The 19008-nt window shown below is 53.9% G+C and carries 21 protein-coding genes; 9 read left to right on the top strand and 12 right to left on the bottom strand.

The window, feature by feature from the left end; all coding sequences use genetic code 11:
* Positions 1–51 precede the first annotated feature (51 nt).
* On the bottom strand, positions 52–591 hold the full coding sequence (locus tag WG31_RS04555; RefSeq protein ID WP_063353775.1) for a cupin domain-containing protein: 540 nt from the start codon (positions 589–591) through the stop codon (positions 52–54).
* 485 nt (positions 592–1076) lie between these two features.
* On the opposite strand from WG31_RS04555, the gene WG31_RS04550 reads away from it, so the two are divergent.
* From WG31_RS04550 to WG31_RS04540, 3 genes are all read left to right on the top strand, one after another.
* Positions 1077–1973, top strand: a complete 897-nt coding sequence (locus WG31_RS04550; RefSeq protein ID WP_063353774.1) for a delta(1)-pyrroline-2-carboxylate reductase family protein — start codon at positions 1077–1079, stop codon at positions 1971–1973.
* A gap of 143 nt (positions 1974–2116) precedes the next feature.
* Entirely contained in the window at positions 2117–2767 is a 651-nt protein-coding gene (gene nfsB, locus WG31_RS04545) for an oxygen-insensitive NAD(P)H nitroreductase (RefSeq protein WP_063353773.1), read from the top strand.
* Between the two features lie 229 nt (positions 2768–2996).
* Complete coding sequence (locus tag WG31_RS04540; protein ID WP_035353987.1) at positions 2997–3350, top strand: hypothetical protein; 354 nt, start codon at positions 2997–2999, stop codon at positions 3348–3350.
* 10 nt (positions 3351–3360) lie between these two features.
* Here WG31_RS04540 and WG31_RS04535 read toward each other — a convergent pair whose 3' ends face one another.
* The 5 genes from WG31_RS04535 to WG31_RS04515 all read right to left on the bottom strand — a co-directional run bounded on the left by WG31_RS04535 (position 3361) and on the right by WG31_RS04515 (position 7634).
* Positions 3361–3996, bottom strand: a complete 636-nt coding sequence (locus tag WG31_RS04535; protein WP_063353772.1) for a LysE family translocator — start codon at positions 3994–3996, stop codon at positions 3361–3363.
* 142 nt (positions 3997–4138) lie between these two features.
* Positions 4139–4660: a DUF4232 domain-containing protein gene (locus tag WG31_RS04530; RefSeq protein ID WP_063353771.1), complete on the bottom strand. Its 522-nt coding sequence runs from the start codon at positions 4658–4660 to the stop codon at positions 4139–4141.
* Between the two features lie 91 nt (positions 4661–4751).
* Complete coding sequence (locus WG31_RS04525; protein ID WP_063353770.1) at positions 4752–5636, bottom strand: S-methyl-5'-thioadenosine phosphorylase; 885 nt, start codon at positions 5634–5636, stop codon at positions 4752–4754.
* Positions 5623–6414 carry a cytochrome c1 gene (locus WG31_RS04520; RefSeq protein ID WP_082823230.1) on the bottom strand — a complete coding sequence of 264 codons (792 nt, stop codon included), beginning with the start codon at positions 6412–6414 and terminating at the stop codon, positions 5623–5625. The genes WG31_RS04525 and WG31_RS04520 overlap by 14 nt, the downstream gene beginning before the upstream one ends.
* The gene (locus WG31_RS04515) at positions 6411–7634 is read right to left on the bottom strand and encodes a cytochrome b (protein ID WP_063353769.1); all 1224 of its coding nucleotides are present in this window, start codon (positions 7632–7634) and stop codon (positions 6411–6413) included. Before WG31_RS04515 ends, WG31_RS04520 begins: the two co-directional genes overlap by 4 nt.
* 138 nt (positions 7635–7772) lie before the next feature.
* Here WG31_RS04515 and hemF point away from each other — a divergent pair, with 138 nt between their 5' ends.
* Together hemF and WG31_RS04505 are read left to right on the top strand one after the other, a co-directional pair.
* Complete coding sequence (gene hemF / locus WG31_RS04510; protein WP_063353768.1) at positions 7773–8687, top strand: oxygen-dependent coproporphyrinogen oxidase; 915 nt, start codon at positions 7773–7775, stop codon at positions 8685–8687.
* A 10-nt stretch (positions 8688–8697) separates the two neighbouring features.
* Positions 8698–9912: a hypothetical protein gene (locus WG31_RS04505; RefSeq protein WP_063353767.1), complete on the top strand. Its 1215-nt coding sequence runs from the start codon at positions 8698–8700 to the stop codon at positions 9910–9912.
* Here the strand turns inward: WG31_RS04505 and WG31_RS04500 are convergent.
* The 4 genes from WG31_RS04500 to WG31_RS04485 form a co-directional block, all read right to left on the bottom strand.
* Positions 9892–10524, bottom strand: coding sequence for a Smr/MutS family protein (locus WG31_RS04500; protein ID WP_063353766.1), 633 nt, complete (start codon positions 10522–10524; stop codon positions 9892–9894). The genes WG31_RS04505 and WG31_RS04500 overlap by 21 nt on opposite strands.
* Positions 10525–10656: 132 nt before the next feature.
* Positions 10657–12087, bottom strand: a complete 1431-nt coding sequence (locus WG31_RS04495; protein WP_063353765.1) for a cytochrome-c peroxidase — start codon at positions 12085–12087, stop codon at positions 10657–10659.
* A 134-nt stretch (positions 12088–12221) separates the two neighbouring features.
* On the bottom strand, positions 12222–13079 hold the full coding sequence (locus tag WG31_RS04490) for a DNA-methyltransferase (protein WP_006116189.1): 858 nt from the start codon (positions 13077–13079) through the stop codon (positions 12222–12224).
* Positions 13076–13756, bottom strand: coding sequence for a Tim44/TimA family putative adaptor protein (locus WG31_RS04485; RefSeq protein WP_035353993.1), 681 nt, complete (start codon positions 13754–13756; stop codon positions 13076–13078). The genes WG31_RS04490 and WG31_RS04485 overlap by 4 nt, the downstream gene beginning before the upstream one ends.
* Positions 13757–13802: 46 nt before the next feature.
* Here WG31_RS04485 and WG31_RS04480 point away from each other — a divergent pair, with 46 nt between their 5' ends.
* Together WG31_RS04480 and secB are read left to right on the top strand one after the other, a co-directional pair.
* A complete protein-coding gene (locus WG31_RS04480; RefSeq protein WP_006116191.1) occupies positions 13803–14435 on the top strand; it encodes a histidine phosphatase family protein in 633 nt (210 codons plus the stop codon).
* A gap of 124 nt (positions 14436–14559) precedes the next feature.
* A complete protein-coding gene (gene secB, locus WG31_RS04475) occupies positions 14560–15057 on the top strand; it encodes a protein-export chaperone SecB (RefSeq protein ID WP_003628317.1) in 498 nt (165 codons plus the stop codon).
* Positions 15058–15119: 62 nt separating this feature from the next.
* On the opposite strand, the gene WG31_RS04470 is transcribed toward secB, so the two are convergent.
* Complete coding sequence (locus WG31_RS04470; protein ID WP_063353763.1) at positions 15120–15848, bottom strand: uroporphyrinogen-III synthase; 729 nt, start codon at positions 15846–15848, stop codon at positions 15120–15122.
* A gap of 9 nt (positions 15849–15857) precedes the next feature.
* Positions 15858–16931: a hydroxymethylbilane synthase gene (gene hemC, locus WG31_RS04465; RefSeq protein ID WP_035353999.1), complete on the bottom strand. Its 1074-nt coding sequence runs from the start codon at positions 16929–16931 to the stop codon at positions 15858–15860.
* A gap of 145 nt (positions 16932–17076) precedes the next feature.
* Here hemC and tsaD point away from each other — a divergent pair, with 145 nt between their 5' ends.
* Positions 17077–18183 (top strand): tRNA (adenosine(37)-N6)-threonylcarbamoyltransferase complex transferase subunit TsaD, encoded by a 1107-nt coding sequence (tsaD, locus tag WG31_RS04460; RefSeq protein WP_063353762.1) that lies wholly within the window; start codon positions 17077–17079, stop codon positions 18181–18183.
* On the top strand, positions 18180–19001 hold the full coding sequence (locus WG31_RS04455; RefSeq protein WP_063353761.1) for a 23S rRNA (adenine(2030)-N(6))-methyltransferase RlmJ: 822 nt from the start codon (positions 18180–18182) through the stop codon (positions 18999–19001). The genes tsaD and WG31_RS04455 overlap by 4 nt, the downstream gene beginning before the upstream one ends.
* The last annotated feature ends 7 nt before the right edge of the window (positions 19002–19008 follow it).

Below are 19008 nucleotides of genomic sequence, written 5' to 3'. Positions count from 1 at the left end.
TGCGCGTTATGTTCACTTGCGCCTTATTTTAAGTGCTTCAAGCCTGATGTTTTATTTGAAGCGGCATGCTTCATCCACTGTAGGCGCTTCGGCCAACTGAATCACCATCAGCGTTACCGGGCCGGATGTCACATTCCCGCCCAAGTGTCCTTTATGCCCCTGCGCATCAGGGAGTGTCCTTTGATCTTCACCTAAAGATATATCCCCCGGCCCCATTTCAACACGTGTGCCATCCATTGCCTGAACAAACCACGTGCCTTGCAGTGGAATAATCCACTGCACCTTGGGATCAGTATGCCAAACACCGTTCCAGTGGTCGGGCTGCACTGTTGAAATAATCCGGGCTTCTCCTTTGAAAAGCTCATCTGACCATTGAGGTGCCGCAGGCTTGTTCATTGTCTTGAGAGTATAATGATGGAGTGGGCACTTTGTCATATGGCTTACGCCGTTATGATCCGCCCAGTTATGCCAGTAATAGGTGGTGGGCGGTTTTTCTGGCTGATTCTGGCCCGTATTCTGAGCGCACACAGTATTTGCATTTATAGGCAGAAGGCCAACAAGCACCAGTCCGGCAATTACGCGCTGCACCATGCTTCTCCCCTACCTGTTAACGTATAAACACCTTATCGGCCCACAAGTTGCTTTTACAAGGCGACCGCACATAAGCGGAAACATCGCGTTAACGCTCTATCCTCTTGATAAAGAAGATCATCCCCAATCTTCAGGCCAGATATTGACAACATTGGCTAAGGCATCAGTTGTTTTTGCTATCAGCAGAGATGCTACAAACCCTATTACGGTCATTTCCATAATGAATATCATCACAACGCTTCCCAGTCCTATCCCACAGAGACAGCGTTCCTAGACCACAGCAGTTTCGATCACATTCCACATAGCTGATATACCTCCGCCAGAATTATTCAGAATCTTTCCAATTCATCGAATGATTACGCACTGGCACCACCTCAACACTGTAGCGCGCCATATTTTTCAGGTTCTTGTACCTTGACGTGCATTGTGTTGCGCAGTGCAATCCGCGCCATCGTCCTGAACTGAAAATATGGAACACACCCCACATGCAATATTATGGTGCGCCAGAAACACAGGCACTTTTACCATTCCCTGCATTGGTGAACATGCTGGCCCGCACCGTGCGCGATTACGCAAACGGTGCCATTACCTGCCCTCCGCGCACCGTTGTTCCTACCCAAGATGGCAATGGCACGCTCATGTGTATGCCAACCGTGGCGGAAGATTTGATTGCCACCAAAATACTCACAATTTTTGGCAACAATCCTGCGCTCCACCTTCCCACCATACAGGGCATCATTACATGCGCAGATGCACATAATGGGCGCTTCCTTTTCAATCTGGATGGCCCCACCGTAACAATGCGCCGGACATCAGCCATAAGCATGCTGGGTATACGCACATTTGCTACTGGCGCAGTCAATCGGGTGTTGCTTATTGGCACAGGCACCCAAGCCTTTGCGCATGTAGAGGCGCTCTGCGCCCTGTATCCGGGCATCGAGGTTATTATCCGTGGCCGCACCCCAGAACGAGCAGAGCATTTTTGCAAGCAGCACGCAACGCACTTACTGACACTACGCCCAGAAGCCCCCAGAGAAACTCCGTTTGACGTTGTGATAACCACCACAGCCAGCACAACCCCCATTTATGATGGAAAAGCTGATCCGCACTGCCTTGTTATTGGCGTAGGCGCCTACCGCCCCGATATGGCAGAAATTGCGCCACAGACTGTACGTGCCAGCCAGCTTTATGTGGATGACCCCGTTGGCGCGCCAACAGAAGCCGGAGACATTCTGCAAGCAGGCGTAAACTGGAACAATGTGCACGCACTGGCACAAGCACTGGATACGCCCCCAGACCCAACGCAGCCCGTGTTCTTTAAATCCGTTGGATGCGCAGTATGGGATCTGGCAGCTTGCCGCGTAGCGCACACCATGCTGTAAGCCGCTTTTTGCAGCCAAACTTCCACTCTATTTTGGCTGCATATTCCACAGCATAGCATTTATTAACGCAAAGCCCCGTGACCTTTTGGGGTTACGAAGTTACGCTTACCGTTACCCCCTTGATAAAGCTTAGGAGAGCAGCCGTGACGCTTCTTAAAACCCTTACCCATCGGCATACCACCAAAGCTTACGATAAAACCCGCAAAATTCCGGTAGATATCTTTGCCCAGTTACTGGAAGCGCTGCGCTATAGCCCTTCTTCCGTAAACTCTCAGCCGTGGCATTTTTTTGTTGCTGATAATGATGAAGGCAAAGCCCGTATTGCCAAAGCCACCAGCGGCCCGTTCGCTTTTAATCTCTCACGCGTTACAGATGCATCCCACGTTATCGCGCTCTGCGCTCGCACCAGCCTGCCCGCCGAATACCTCCAGACCATTACCGATCAGGAGCAGATAGACGGACGCTATGCAGATGACGCCACGAAAGAGTCCATTACCAAAGGGCGGAACACCTTTGTCGGCCTGCATGAACAGGAAGGCGATCTAACGGCATGGACACAAAAGCAGACATACATTGCACTCGGCTTTCTGCTTCTTTCAGCCGGGTTTCTGGGGGTAGATGCAACACCTATGGAAGGGTTTGATGCCGCCGTTTTGGATAAAGAACTGGGGCTGAAAGAAAAAGGGCTTACCCCCGCTGTTCTGGTTTCTCTCGGTTATCATTCCGATGCAGATTTTAACGCCAAGCTGCCCAAATCTCGCCTATCGGAAAAAAGCCTGTTCACACACCTCTAAAATTTTATGGTGGAGGGCCTGCTACACGCAGGCCTATCCGCCGTAATTTATTTTAGCTTGCCGTTTCAACAAAAACTTTCAACTATTTTCAATAGATACTCAAAAAATACTTTGCAACAGAAAGCCAAAGTATCTCCCTGCCTTTCCGTAGCACGCAACTTCAAGCAGAGCTGTGGCGTTACTTATGCACAATTGCATGATCTCAAGAACATGTAAGGGAAAAAATGAAATGTGCACAGAGGAACGAAGATACATTCTGCTATGGGTATCTGGTGCTTTTTTAATGGCGCTTTCATTACCCCTAACCTTAATGGTAATTATTAAGGATGCCATGCTGCGTGCGAACATACCTGTGCATGATCCGCACAGTATAAGCTGGCTGAAACCCATATGGGATGCCCTGCCCGATACCCGATCGTGGGCTGTTTACAGCACATCTGCCTTGGTAATGTTCACCCTTGTAGGGTTTGTTATTGGCTGTGCGCTTATGTCTGTTGCTTTCCGGCATTTAATTGCCATGCAGCAGAAAACCAAGGAATCCCGTTTTCAGAAAAATATGAAGAGATTCCGAAAGTTTTCTTAACCGTTCTCCATTAGCCGCTTATAACAAGCCTTACGGCAAAAATAATAAAAACCAAGGCCGTTAACCCATCCAGAACACGAATAACAAACGGGTTAGTAAGAAAGCGGCTAAAGAACAGTGCTGTAAAGGCCAATGTAAAATACCATGTCAGTGTTAACACAGCCTGCACCACAGTCAGTAAAAGCGCGTATGTTACGGCGTTAACATCTGCGGGAATAAACTGTGGAAAGGCTGTAAGATCAAACACCCCAACAAGGGGGTTTAAAATTGTGGTAAACATCCCACGCCGGAAGCCAGACCAAAATGCTTTGGGGGCCTTATTTTCGGAATCTGTTTCTGTCTCTGGCGTGGAACGCAGGACATTAACCAACAACCGAAAAGCTAAAGAGAGCAGATATCCTGCGCAGGCCCATTCCAGCACAAGATACAATGTATGAGATGCCGCAATAAGCGCACTTAACCCAACTGCTGTGCCAATCCCCCACAAGGTAAGGCCAGCAGCAATGCCAAGCACCGCACCAATAGCGGTTGTACGCCCTACACTGATGCTTAGCCGGATAATAAGGGCCGTTTCCGTGCCCGGTGTTAAAACAAGAACACCCCACGCAGCAGCAAACGCCAGTACAGGAAGGAAAACATGCGGCATAACTATCCGGCTCTCCGGTTAAAGGTTTGGAGGCGTCCTAAAGGAGAAATCGGAAAAGGTGAACAGCCTGCAATAAAAAACAGTGCACCCCTGATGCCGCTGCAATACTCACAGCATTAGGTTTTGAACATGCTTTGCCTTGTTAACGCGCTGCCTGCTGCAATTGCCCTTGCTCAAACGTAAGCGGCATTTGGGATGGCCCACATAATGTGCGTGCTGGAAAATTAACGACCACATCACCCAGAGGAAGTTTCAACACAGCACGAGTGGGTGAAACACATTGGCCCTCATCATACACGTTGCCAGAAACCCAATACATGCTGGCCCGCCACTGCATGTGGGGTTTAAGTATTTTCTGGCTCGGCTGTTGGTTAGGGGCAAGTTGCGCTGCTTTACCTATCGCAAGAACATGATCCTGAGCATTTTCAAGCTGTATAACCGGCAACGCAGGCACAGCACAGCGCGTAGCACTGCGGTTAAAAAGAACAACCCATGCCCCGCTGTGGGACATGCCATCAAACTCACCTTGCCCGTTATCAAACTGCACCGATAAATCATCCGGTTTGCAAAATCTTACAACCCGATGCGCCTGCGCTGAAGACACAGTGCCAGCAAACAAACACACCATAAGCAAAGAGACAGATATTCGGGCTGATTTTGCCATGCGCCACAGTTTTCCTGCTTTTAAGGAAACCTTAAAAACTTAAGGCATGAAGCACTAAAAACCTGATACTTCATGCCTTGTATTTACAATTTTACAGAACGCGGCCCGCAATGGTTTTCAGCTTTGCCACCAGTTCCGGGTCACGCACAGAAGGCGCTGTCATGATAGCGTGTTCCAATGCATGATCGCAGCCTGCGCTACAGCTATGGCGCTTGCCACCCAAAGCAGGAATAACAGCTTTAATCAGCGCTTTGGCATTAGCCGAGTTCGCCTGCATGGTTTTTACAACGCTCTCTACGGTTACGTTGTCGTGCTCCGTGTGCCAGCAGTCATAATCTGTCACCATAGCCACCGTGGCGTAACACATTTCGGCTTCACGCGCTAAGCTGGCTTCTGGCATGTTGGTCATGCCGATAACGGAGCAACCCCAGCTCCGGTACAGTTCGCTTTCTGCGCGGGTTGAAAACTGCGGGCCTTCCATAACCAGATAGGTGCCGCCACGCACTGCGGTAATGCCCAGCTTATCTGCCTGTGCCTTTAGCGCATCGCCCACACGGTTGCACAATGGGTCTGCCATGGAAATATGCGCGACACAGCCTGTATCAAAAAAGCTTTTGGTACGTGCAATAGTGCGATCAATAAATTGATCAATCACCACAAAATGCCCCGGCGGCAGTTCTTCTTTCAAAGACCCCACAGCGGAAAGTGAGACAATGTCTGTCACGCCAGAAATCTTCATGGCGGCAATATTGGCCCGATAATTCAGGCGTGAGGGTGGAATGGGGTGCCCGCGGCCATGACGCGGCAGAAACACGCAGCGCACGCCATCCAGCCGCCCGAAAAGAAGCTGGTCAGAAGGCAGGCCCCAAGGCGTTTCTACCGTGCGCCATTCCTTTTCTTCCAACCCGTCAATATCATACAGGCCAGACCCGCCTATCAGGCCAATAACGGGTTCCACAGTTTCATTTTCTGACATGCGACCAGAGTCTCCGGTTTAAAATCACAAACAACACGGCAAGGAAGCACAGATACAAACCTGCACCTATGCCAACACGGCGGCGGGTATCCTGATGCGGTGCAGAAACCCACGCAAGAAAAGTGGTAACATCCCGCGCTTCCTGCGTAACGGTTGCGGGGGTGTTATCTGCATATTTTACCGCACCTTCACGCAAAGTCGGCGGCATGGCGGTGTAATGGCCAATAGCGAAGGAATTGGCAAACCCTTTGCCCGGCACACGCACCGCATTTGGCTTATAGCCCGTGAGCAGCGCAAAAAGCCTATCTGCCCCACCGGGGTAAACCTGCACAATGCGCGAAAGATCAGGGGGCACCACGCCCCCATTGGCCGCACGCGCAGCTTCCGGCCCGGAATAGGAGGATGAAAGCGCATCGTCTGGCCGGGCATTACGGTGCTTAAGCCGCCCTTCGGCGTCCAGCCCGTCTGCCACCTGCCATGTTGCGGCAACAGCTCCCACTTCTTCCAGTGTCAGCCCCATATCTGTGAGATCAGAAAAACGCACTTCAGACAAACTGTGGCACGAGGCACATACCCCGGCAAACACGGCGTATCCTCGCTGCACAGATGGCAGATCAAAATGCCCCAGCGCCCCTTTAAAAGACCAATCCTGCACAGGCGCTTTAACAGGTTGCGCATGTGCAGACTGCGTAATGTCTGGCCCCAGCAGCATAGCACCTAAAAGCACCATCCCTCCGGCATGGAACCAGAATGTATGGCGTATTTTCTGCCCCATTATGCTTCCCTCCCGGCAAAACGGGTGCGTAAGGGCAGAAAAACCAGAAAATACAAATAATAAACCAAACAGGCAGCCTGCCCCGCCAGAAGCCACCCACCTTGGGCATGATGCACGCCAGCCGCTGCGGCAGTAACTGCCGCCCCTACGCATGCCAGCAGTGCCCCGGCATCCGTTAACCGTGCCACACCGCTGTTTGCTATGCGGCTTCCTTTATCCAACCACGGCACAGCAAACAGCACGGCCACCGCACCGCCAGAAACAAGCAGCCCCCAAAACTTGGAAGGCACAACCTGTAACATTCCGTAAAACGGCAGAAAATACCATTCGGGTTCAATATCGGCTGGAGTATGCAACGGGTTGGCTGGGCGATAATTGGCTGGCTCTGTTATCAGCCCCGGCCAAAAGCACATCACTGCTACAAAACCCAAGGCCATAACCAATATGGCCAGAATATCCCGCGTGGTAAAATACGGGTAAAATGGCAGATATTTCCGGCGTATTTCGGGTTGAACGGAAGGGCTGGAACTTCCCTTTGCATGCACAACAGCAACATGCACCAAAACCAACCCAATAATAACAAATGCCAACAAAAAGTGCAGGGTGAACATACGGTGCAATGTGGGCGTGCCCGGGCTTTCACCTCCCAGAAAAACCTGTTCCAGCCCCTGCCCTATAAATGGCACGGCCCCTACAGCCTTGGCGGCTACATCTGCGCCCCAGTAAGACATCTGGCCCCAAGGCAGCACATAGCCTGCAAATGCCGTTACCATTACCAAAACCAGCAAGCCACACCCGCTTAACCATATCCCGCGCCGTGGGGGCAAATAGGTGCGGTAATATAGCCCACGCAACAAATGCGCATACAAGGCCGCCATAAAAACCGAGGCCCCTGTCATATGCATGGCGCGCAGCAACCAGCCAGAAGGCATTCGGCGTTCAATGGCCTCAACTGACCCGAAAGCAAGCGAGGCATCTGGCGTGTACGCCAGTGTAAGGGTTAGCCCCGTGAATAGCATAAGCACCAAAACAGCCACCAGCATGGCGCCAATGGTCCACCACCAGTTCAGATCTGCGGGCAAAGGCAGGCGTCCATAATGGCGTGCATAAGCACCCGCCTGCTGTAAAAAGGAACGCGCTTCCTTTTCTGCCTGCTCCGTATGGCGGGCTGGTGTTGCTGCCATCTTGCCCTTTTCTCCCCGTACGCCACTTATAGGGTACATGTTCCTGCCCCGTGCAGAGCTGCTGTTGGTTTAACGATGTTCGGGTTCATCTTGCAATGATGCGCCAGAAAGCGCACCCCTTGAAAGCCTGTAAGCAGATGGCAGCTTCAGGCAAGGACGATGAGGAAAAGACAGTTCATGACGCCCACCAACACCGCTGATGTTTCTGCCCACCAAGCCCTGAGGGAACCAGCCCGCCAATGGTTTGAAAGCCTGCGCGACAAAATTTGCGCGGCGTTTGAAGCCATTGAGCAAGACGCCGTAAAACAGAACAGCCCCGTTTTACCCGGCCATGAAGCCGCAGGCCGTTTTGAGCGCAAAAGCTGGAACCGCCAGAACGAAGATGGCAGCCCCGGCGGCGGCGGTGTGATGAGCGTGATGCATGGCCGTGTTTTTGAAAAAGTGGGCGTAAACGTTTCTACCGTGCAGGGCACCTTTACGCCGGAATTTGCTGCCACTATTCCCGGCGCAGCAGAAGATCCCACATTTTTTGCCACGGGTATCAGCCTGGTGGCGCATATGTGCAGTCCACTTGTACCTGCCGCACATTTTAACACTCGCATGATTATCACCACCAAAGGCTGGTTTGGTGGCGGTGGGGATATTACCCCCATGTTTCCCGACAGCGCAGAAGCGCAGGATGACGCCGCGCGCTTCCATGCCGCTTTTGCGCAGGCCTGCAACGCGCATGACCCAGAATATTATCCGCGCTTCAAGGCATGGTGTGACAAGTACTTCTTCCTACCCCATCGTAATGAACCTCGCGGTTTGGGCGGTATTTTTTATGATCGGCTGAACAGTGGTGATGTGCAGGAAGACTTTGTCTTTACAAAAGATGTAGGCTTGGCTTTTCTGAACGTGTTTCCCGAAATTATTCGCAGCCGCATGATGGAACCCTGGACACCAGAGCAGCGTGAGGCCCAGCTTATCCGCCGTGGCCGCTATGTGGAATTCAATCTGCTACATGACAGAGGCACGTTGTTTGGCCTGAAAACCGGCGGCCATACAGAAGCCATTCTGATGAGCATGCCGCCCGAAGTAAAATGGCCATAATAAAACACGCGTGATTCTTCCCTCATATGCGCTTAATATGATGGAGAAACAGGAAGAGGATCTCCCGCGCTTGCCCCACGCTGATCAGCCCCGACTTTTTGTGATGCCTGAACGGCAATTTTCGCGCCGCATGTTTCTAAGCACTCTGCTGGGCAGCGGTGCGGCCATTATGGCGGGCACGCACACAGCACATGCGGAGGATTCTCTTTCTACCAGTGCGGATAGCGGATCTGCGCTTATTATTGGTGGCGCCACTTCTTCAGAATGTGGACGTTGGGCCAGTTTGCTGGCGCCTGCATTAGAAGAAGAACTACACCTTAGCCCGCCTTTACAGCTTACCCCTACAACCGGATGGGATGGCATAACCGGGGCTAATCTGTTTGATACACAGCAGCAAACAACCCCCGGCCCTGTTGGGCTTATGGTGCCTGGTACGGCTATACTTTCTGCCATGTTGGGTGGGCCGCGTATTCATTTTGATTATCGACGCTGGGCCCCGGTGTTTCTGGTGGCACAACCTAGCGTTGCCGTAGGGCGCGTAAGCCTGCATCAGTCTTTCCGTGCTCGTCTAACCGGGCAGCTTACGCGTGTTGCTGTTTCCAAACTAACAGGGCCAGAGCTAACCACCGTTCTGGCGCTGGATATGTTGGGCTTGCGCCCTCAGCCTGTAGCCGGACATGCCACGCCAGAAGCCGCAATGGCCACGTTACAGACAGGCCAGACAGACGTTATCCAATTGCCGCTGGATGCCAGCTATCCCAGCCGTATTGCCTCCTTACAGGCTGCGGGTTTTACGCCTCTGTTTATTAATAACGCCCGGCCCGATATGCAGATCCACCAGCCCAATCTGCCGCCAGATCTGCTCACTGTGCTGCAACAGGAACACAAATATTCCCAACCTGCGTTTCTGCTACCTGCTTGGGGGGCCATTGCCGCAGCGTGCAGCTTGCGTGCTGGGCTTGTGCTGCCTGCCCTTACGCAACCAGACAGTATTGCCCAATGGCGCCATGCGGCTGAAATATGCGCAAACCACCCAGCCATTCAGCAAGCCGCATTGGCAGAAAACCAAACCATTCTGGCTGGCACGGCTGGTATCCCGTTTTATGAAACGCTTATGCCCGAGCCACACGTGCTGATGGCGCTGCGCCGCTGGTTTGCCCAAAGCCTGCCCCGCTGGCGCGATGCCACGCCCCCGGCGCTACTTTCAACGCCGCCGACGCAGTAATACGCGAACAGACCCTCGGTTGCCTGCATGAGGGTATGTAAGCCCCAGAATGCGGCGGCGGATTTCTGGCCTTTCCAGCCAATGCGGCAATTCGCGCCGTAAAATTCCGCCTTCCTGCCCTGTGCCCAAACCAGTAATAATTTCCACACAGCGCAAACCCCTATGGGTAGCCACGTCCATAAACTCCATCAGCCGATGGAAAGCTTCCTGCGCCACCATACCGTGCAGATCCAACCGACGCTCTACTTTGAAACTACCTTGGGTAAAGCGCCGCCAACTGTAATCATCCACTCCGGGTTGGCGTTTGCCTATGGTTTCTGCCGGGCGCGGAGCCTGCTGCACACGTGGGCCCGCAGTTGAAGCACGCGGAGCCATAAAACCATAACCGACTTCCGCCACACCTCTTCCACCACCAGATGAAGACGCCATAAGCCCACTGCCCTGAGACTTTTTGCCCACCTTAGCCTGCGCACGCGGAATAGCCTGTGGCTCTGGTTCGTTCTGTGCAGCGGGTGGCACAAGTTCGGCCACATGCAGGGGGGCCACATCCCGCATGACAAGCGCCCATAACGCCTTTTCCCCCTCTTGCAAGTGCCGCCGACGCCTGTTCACATCACCCTCTACGTTTCATGCCTTAAAACCAAAAATGGCCCGTCAGGCTTGGTTATCACCTGCCTGCGGGCCATCTTTCAAGAAAAGAAAAAAGCAGCTTCCATTTAGAAGGCTGCTTTTTTTACGCCAGATTTACTGTTTGGCGGCTGGATTGCTGTTGGTAAGCAGCTTGCCATCGTAACGCCCTGTCAGCGTTTTCAGAAAGGCCACAATGTCCGCTACATCCTGATCAGAGATGTTCTGATCCGGGGTTTGGTAACGGGCCATTTTGCGCACGGCTTCATCCAAGGTTTTTACGCTGCCATCATGGAAATATGGACCTGTCAGCTCAACATTCCGCAAATTGGGCACAACAAAACGGTTCATATCACCCGCTTCATGTGTCACCGCGTAACGGCCTTCATCAGCATCCGTTAGCTTGCCTCCACGGTCTTTGAAATAATCCCCTTCAAGACCCATGATTTCCATGCCGCGCCCACCTGCACCAATGCCAGTATGGCAACCAGAGCAGCCAATCGCCTTAAAGCGTTCATACCCACGTTTAGCTTGCTCGCTAATGGCGTCCGGTTTGCCTTTAAGGTATTCATCAAAGGCACCATTTGGCGTAACCAGCGTTTTTTCAAACTCGCCAATAGCCGTGGTGATGGTTTTTTCATCAACCTTGGCATCGGGGCCAAATGCTTCTTGGAACAGCGGTGCGTATTCCGGGTTGGCGTTCAGCTTGTTGGCCACTTCCTCCCAGTTATGAGAGCCCATTTCCACCGGATTCATAACAGGGCCAGCGGCCTGATCTGCCAGCGTGGTGGCACGGGCGTTCCAGAACTGCGCCATCTTAAAGTAGGCATCATACACCGTAGGCGTGTTGATGGGGCCTTTCTGCCCACCAATGCCGGTGGCGGTAACCAGATTATCCACCCCGCCGGTATCCAGCCCGTGGCAGCTTGCGCAGTTAAGCGTGTTATCGCCCGACAGGCTCTTATCAAAGAACAGCTTGCGCCCCAGCGTCCATTTTGCCGGATTGGCTTCCACGCTTTCTGGCACAGGGCGAATAGGCTCTGCTGCAAACTGCTCTGCCGCACCTGTGTTGTTGTAGTTTTTGCGGCGTGTATCCTGCACCCATTTCAGCACAGCTTCACGCTCTGCATTGGACAGGTGGGCGTGCCAGTGCATCATCAGATACAGGTTGGGTGGCATACGGTTTTGCGTAATCACTTCCTCAATGCGGGAAAGCTGCTCTTCCGTAGGCACAGTGCCCTGTTCAAACGCATCCAGCACTGGTTCTACACGGAAATGACGCAGCCCGTTGGCACGGTCTTTTTCCATAAGCGTTTTGGCAACCGGCACACGGAAGTAAAACGGCAGATCGCGCTGTTCGGCATGGCAGTAATCACACCGCGCCTCACGCAGGGCGTTAAATGCTGCCAGCGCCACGGGATCTTTCAGCGTGGGGGAAGATGCTGGTAATTCTGGTGCTGTAATGTGGTCAAAATGCTGCAGGTAAGCGACTGTGCCACCATAAGCCAGCAGAGCTACACCTACTGCTGACACGACTAATCGTTTCAAAACCCGGTCTCCTAATTTCTACGCCTTGATTGAATAGCTTTTATGCGCTGTTACCTGCATTGTGTTTGATACATATCAATATGTCCAAACGATTGTTTTTATTTTAATGATTGATCTTTTCGATGATGAGGCGTTCAGGACGCCAAATCATCCTTCAGCCGCGCACGGGCAATAGCCACGTATTCCGGGTCCAACTCCATCCCCAGCCCGTAACAGCCCAACCTTTGGGCAGCCAGCAGTGTGGTGCCCGTGCCCATAAATGGATCAAGCACGCGCGCACCTTCTCGCCCATGCAACAGAATACACTGTTCAGGCAGCGCTACGGGGAAGGTGCCGGGGTGATCAAACTTTTCTGCCCGGCCCCGCACGGTTTCATACGGGATAAACCATGTATCACCCCGGCAGCGCCTATCCTGCCTGTGGCCACGCCGGGCAATGTTGGATTTATCCTTATACGGCACCCCGGCACGTAACCGATCAAGCCGCACATCTCCGTGCAGCGTGAAGTGGAAAACATGTTCATGCCCGCGGTGCAGAAACCGCTGGCTGTTCATGGGTTTGAAGTGCCCGAAGCTATCTTCCCCCACGGAAATGGATTTCACCCACGAGATATGGTTTTGCAGCACAAACAGATCACGCAGCCGCACTGCCAGCTCAAACGGCAACCAAGGTTGTGCGGATGAGCCGGAAATATTCAGGAAGAATGACCCATCATCCTTAAGGATGCGCTGCAACTGCTGCGCAACCTCCAGCATCCAGTCCAGATAATCTTCTTCTTCCCGCCTGTCCGGATAACTGCGGTAGGACAGGCCGATATTATAAGGGGGAGACGTAACAACCACATCCACCGATTCCGCCGGCACGCGCTTGAGCGCACGCAGGCAATCACCCATTACTATTTCCTGCTGCCCAATTTTATAACGGCGGGCGCGTGGTGGTTTGGTGTGGGTGGTGTTGGCGCGGGATGCCCCGTTACCTTTGGCAGCTTTCACGCACTACGCGCCGCCGCAAGGCGCCATGTGCTGCCATTTACATCCAGCAAGCGCTCAAAAGTCCACAGATCGGAAAATTCGGTTACGGCATCCGTACCTGTTACCGGCTGCCCTTCCTTGTTCAGCACAAGGCTGATCTGATCCGAAACAATGCGCACATCAATAGCGGCTGCCGTACCGGCTTCCATGGGTGTTAGACGCACATCTTCAATTGCCAAAGACCGAATGGCTTTAACATCTGTCCGCTGCGTTTCTTCTGCATTGGTGCGGGCTGTAATGCCTGCCTCAAATGCAGAAAAAACAGCAGGTGTCAGGTACGTTTTCAGAACATTCAGGTTGCCTTGTGCATAGGCCCCCACCACCTGCGCAAATGCAGTTTGCGCACCGTTGAGAAACTGCTGAGGTGTGAAAGAAGGATCTTTCTGCCGGATATCTGCCAGCAATGTGCCCACGCGCGTACCCGGAGCAGGAATATCAAATTCCGCCGCAGCTTCGGCCTGTTCTGGCTTGCCTTCCACCACTCTGGGCGCTGCATCCGGCCGAACCTGAAGCTGCACCTGTACCGGCTGAATACCCACGCGCTTGCCCAGCACGCTACGCAACCGCAGCACCAGAAATGCCGCAACCAGAGCCAGAAGCACCAGATCGACCGGGAAATGGCCGAGAGAAAAATCCATCTGTCTTACGTCCACCAAAAACCTTGCGCCTATTCTGCCATAGTACATGAAACAGAACCGGAGAATCGCGTGTTACTTATCACATAGTCACGCGCATGGGGGGATACAATCACCTGCCCTCTTGCTAAAGGGGCATTATGCTTCCTACCTTGCGGGTATCATGATTATCCTGCGACACTGCGAAAGCGAATTCAACCGCCATTACAACCTTCATGGGGGAGATCCGGGGTTGGAAGACCCACATCTTTCTGCTGAGGGCAAGGCCCACGCGCAGGAACTGGGCCTGAAACTGGCGGATAGGGGAATCCGGCGCATACTGGTTTCCCCCTTCACACGTGCGCTGCAAACCGCCACGCCTTTGGCGCAGCGGTTGGGCATTACCCCACAAATTATGCCGCTTGTGCGCGAACGCGGCATGTATTCCTGTGATAAAGGTACACCAGCCTCTGTTTTAGCATCAGCATGGCCACATCTGGATTTCGCCCACATAGATGAACACTGGTGGTCTCCGCTGCCAGAAAGCAGCGCAAGCCTGGAAAACCGGGCGCAACAATTCCGCCAGATTATGGCGCAGGATGCCAGAGCATCCGAAACTCTTGTGGTCTCTCATTGGTGGTTTTTGCTGAGCCTGACAGGGGAGAGTTTTGAAAATGGAGACTGGCAACATTTTTCCCCCTAAGCGCGCATAAAACGCCCCGCACAGCCCAGATACCCTGCCAAACATGCCGCTTACAGTTGGCGGATGCCTGCGGGCATGCTACCGCGAAGGGTATCCAAAGTTGAAGCTGACGAAAGCAGAACCGATGTCTGAAACAGAACAGAGTGCCCCACCCGCACTGCCGCTTGCCGTTAATTTGCAGTACACCCGCGATCTGTCGTTTGAAGTGCCGGTTGGTGCAGAAATTTTTGCCACCCTGCGCAGCCAGCCCCAGATTGGCGTGAACATTGATGTGCAGGCCAACCGCCTGCAGGATGACCAGATGGTTTACGAGGTTGTTCTGTCCATTAAGGCAGAAGCCAAGGAAGCCCCGGAAAAGGAAGGTGGCCCCGCTGGCCGCACTGTGTTCCTGACCGAGCTGGTTTACGCCGCTGTCGTAACGCTTACCAACCCGCCGCAGGAACTGATCGAACCGATCCTGCTGGTTGAAGTGCCGCGCCTGATCTTCCCCTACGCCCGTAACATCATCAGCGATGTAACGCGTGATGGCGGCTTCCCGCCCATCGTGCTACAGCCGATCGACTTTGTGGCTCTGTGGCAGGCACGCCGCGCAGAATTCCCCGAAGCAGCAGGCCACGCATAATCGCGTTGCCTTTGCTTTAAGGGTTGCAAAAAACCTTCGCACTTACGGGTGCGGAGGTTTTTTTATACGTGATATAGTCCCAGAACTTCCATAACTGCTGCGGCAGAAACATGGGCCGCTATATGCACATCGTGCCAACCCGCGTTACGCAAAACATCTGCCACACGGCCAGATATCACCACCGCACGCGCCTGCGCTGCCAGCCTCTTTTGCTCGGCTTCTGGCAAAGCTGCCAACCAGCTTGCTGCACTTTCTGCTGAAAAAAACAGAACAACCGCTACCTTGGCAGCCTGAATGGCTGTACGCGTTTGTTCGGTTATTTTCTGGATCGGTTTGGCCGCATACACAACGCGGCGCATAACCTTAAACCCCGCCTGCCTGCACCAAGCCGCAAGCTCTACGCCCTGCCTTGCCCCAGAGCAGAGCAGCAAGCTGCCTTGTTCTGGCTGTTGGTGGGTTTGTAAAAGCGAGACAAGCGCACGGGCATCACCATCTGCGCTTTTCACACATGTAAACCCGGCATCACGCGCGCGTTGGGCTGTACGATCCCCTACTGCGTAAACCGGCATATCCAGCGCTTTGGCCTGCTGTGCGGCTACAACCACAGCAGAAACAGCCTGCCCACTGGTAAGCAATATGGCTGCGGGTAATTTTTGGGGCAGACGCAGCGTATACCGCTGCACAACCAATGCAGGTGAGGCCAATGGCAGCCACCCTGCATCCGCAACGGCTGCCATTGTTTCACTCAACCCCGGTTCCGGGCGTGTGACAATCACACCACGCGGACGCATGGCGTTACCTCAGTTTTCCTCAAAAATATCAGAAGGGCTATCTTTGCGCAGGCTTTCACCCAGCTCCTTACCCAACCTTGCAGCATCTTCCGGCATGCCAGTAATGCTACGCTTTAACAGGAAAGACCCATCTTCACGCGCAACAAGGCCCGTAAGATGCAGCTTGGGGTCTTTGCCCTCCTCGGCGGGAAGAAGCTGTGCATAGCCACCGATAGGCGTACGGCAGGAGCCATCCAGTTCCGCCAACAAAGAACGCTCTGCCGTGGCAACAGCGCGGGCCTCGTAATCTTCAATTGCAGATAACAGTTCGCGCAGTTCAACATCATCTTCGCGCACGGTTACGCCTACAATGCCCTGCCCTGCGGCTGGCACCATAACTGTGGGGTCCAGCACAATGCTGGCACGCTCTGCCATGCCAAGGCGCTTTAGCCCGGCCAGAGCCAGCAACGTAGCCTGACACTGATGGGCGGCGAGTTTATCGAGTCGGGTTTGCACGTTGCCACGCAGCAGGCCAAATTGCAGGTCTGGCCGCACATGCAGCATCTGTGCCTGCCTACGCACGGATGCGCAGCCTACAAGCGCACCTTCTGGCAGGGCGGAATACGGATCATCCGGGTCGGACTGCGCAAGGCCAGGGCTAAGGATAAGGGCATCACGCGCATCTTCCCGCTTAAGGGTGCAGGCCAGCACAAGGCCGGGGGGCAGCGTGGTTTCCAAGTCCTTAAGGCTGTGCACGGCAAAATCAATCCGCCCATCGGCTAGGGCTTCATGAATTTCCTTTGCAAACAGGCCTTTACCACCAATTTCGGCCAAACGCCGATTTTGCACCTGATCACCCGTGGTGTTAATCTGGTGTTCCTGAAACGCACCCATATCCCGCAAGACGGGGCAGAAGCGTGTCAGTGTGGTAAGGAAGGCGCGCGTTTGCACCAGCGCAAGGGGCGAACCCCGCGTGCCAACACGCAAAGGCAGGGTGCGGCGCCCAGAATGGCCACTTGCCTTTTTCTGGCGGGCCGCCGCTTCCGCCGCAAGTTCCTGCAACGCAGGAGAAGGGGCGGATGAGGAAGGGTAGGCTGAATCCATAAGAGTGTCTATTACCGGGAGTAGAGAAAGGACAAGAAGTGATGATGCCCGGCTGGTCTGAAAAACTTGCGCGACCGAAAAAACATTCCGCCCCCGTCCACCTATTGCGTTACCGTAAGGATACGCTGTTTTGCATGATGCGTCCATGAACGAAACCGCACAAAACCGCAGGCCAGATGGCCCAATACTGGCCATTGAATCTTCTTGCGATGAAACCGCATGCGCCATTTTGGCCCCTGATGGCACCGTGCTGGCGCAGCGTGTTATTTCTCAGGATGGGCATGCAGATTTTGGTGGCGTGGTGCCAGAAATTGCGGCACGCGCTCATTTGGCCCTACTGCCGAATCTGGTTCGGGCCACTTTGCAGGATGCCAACACCCCCCCCGCGACTCTGTCTTTCATTGCCGCCAGCACCGGGCCGGGGCTTATTGGCGGGCTGATTGTGGGCAGCGGTTTTGCCAAGGGGCTGGCATTGGCGCTGGGTATTCCGTTTGTAGCAGTCAACCATGTGGAAGCCCATGCCCTTACGGCGCGGCTGCCCGGTATTGTGCCCGATGGCGCCCCCTTCCCTTACCTGCTGCTGCTGGTTTCTGGTGGCCATTGCCAATGTATTGCAGTGGAAGGCGTAGGCCATTACCGCAAACTAGGCGGCACGATTGATGATGCCGCCGGTGAAGCGTTTGATAAAGTTGCCAAAATGCTGGGTCTTGGCTGGCCCGGCGGCCCGGAACTGGAAAAACTGGCGCGGGAAGGCAACCCCAAAGCCGTCTCCCTACCCCGCCCCCTCTGGCGGCGTGAGGGCTGCGATTTTTCTTTCTCCGGCCTAAAAACCGCCATCTCCCAAAAGCTCGCACCTTTTGGCAAGGCGCCTTTGCCCCGCCAGTTTGCGGCAGATCTGGCGGCATCCTTTCAGCAAGCCGTAGCAGATGTAGTGACCAACCGTATTGAGCACGCACTAGATATGATGCCCGAAGCCAAACTGTTGGTGGCTGCCGGTGGCGTGGCTGCAAATACAGTTTTGCGTGCGGCTTTAGAAAAAACAGCCGCACAACGTGGCCTACGCTTTGCAGCTCCCCCTTTACGCTTGTGCACGGATAATGCCGTTATGGTGGGTTGGGCAGCCTTGGAAACGTGGCAGGAAGCCGCCACACGCCACCTGCCCCCCATAAACGATAACGCCCTACGCCCCCGCCCGCGCTGGCCACTGGAAGACATGGCCAGCCGTTTTGAAGCAGAAACACCCACCACATGAACTACCGCCACGCCTACCACGCCGGTAACTTTGCCGACTGCATGAAGCACGCCTTGCTTGTCACCTTGCTGCAAAGCTTTTTACGCAAACCTGCACCCTTTATGGTGTTGGATACACATGCTGGTATCGGGCGGTATGATCTGCACAGCCCCGAAGCTGAAAAAACGCAGGAATGGCAAGATGGCGTAGGCAAACTGTGGCATGAAGATGCTTCCAGCCCACTGGCAGATTGGCTGGAACAGGTAAAACAAGCGGGCGGCCCAGAGTTTTATCCCGGTTCTCCGCTCATTATTGCGCAGATGCTGCGAACGCAGGATTCACTCATTTGTTGCGAAAAACACCCGGAAGATAAGCGCAGCCTCTACCGACTATTTGCCAACACTCCAAATGTAACGGTGCATGAGCGAGATGCCTATGAAGCCCTGCGCGCCCTGCTTCCGCCCAAAACCGCCAAGCGCGGGCTTATTCTGATTGATCCGCCGTTTGAAGAACCGGGGGAATTCGACCGGCTTGCACAAGCCGTACAGACCATTCAGGCCCGCTTTGCCAATGCCATTATTGCCATTTGGTATCCCATCAAGCACCGCACGCCCGTTCGTATTTTTCATGAAACGTTAATGGCCACCGGTATCCGCAATATCTGCGTGGCGGAGTTACTTATGCAGCCGCCACACAACCCGGATCAGCTTAACGGCGCAGGCTTACTTGTTATACGGCCGCCTTTTGGCTTTGCAGAAAAAGCAAGTGTACAGCTTGAACAACTGCAACACGCGCTGGGCGCGCATGAAAGCTGCGTAACCCAGCTTGTGGCAGAATAACGCCTTT

It is taken from the genome of Acetobacter oryzifermentans, assembly GCF_001628715.1.
In the GTDB taxonomy this organism is placed as follows: Bacteria; Pseudomonadota; Alphaproteobacteria; order Acetobacterales; family Acetobacteraceae; genus Acetobacter; species Acetobacter oryzifermentans.
Note: the sequence above shows the minus strand (reverse complement) of the source record. Positions and strands in the feature narration are given on the sequence as shown.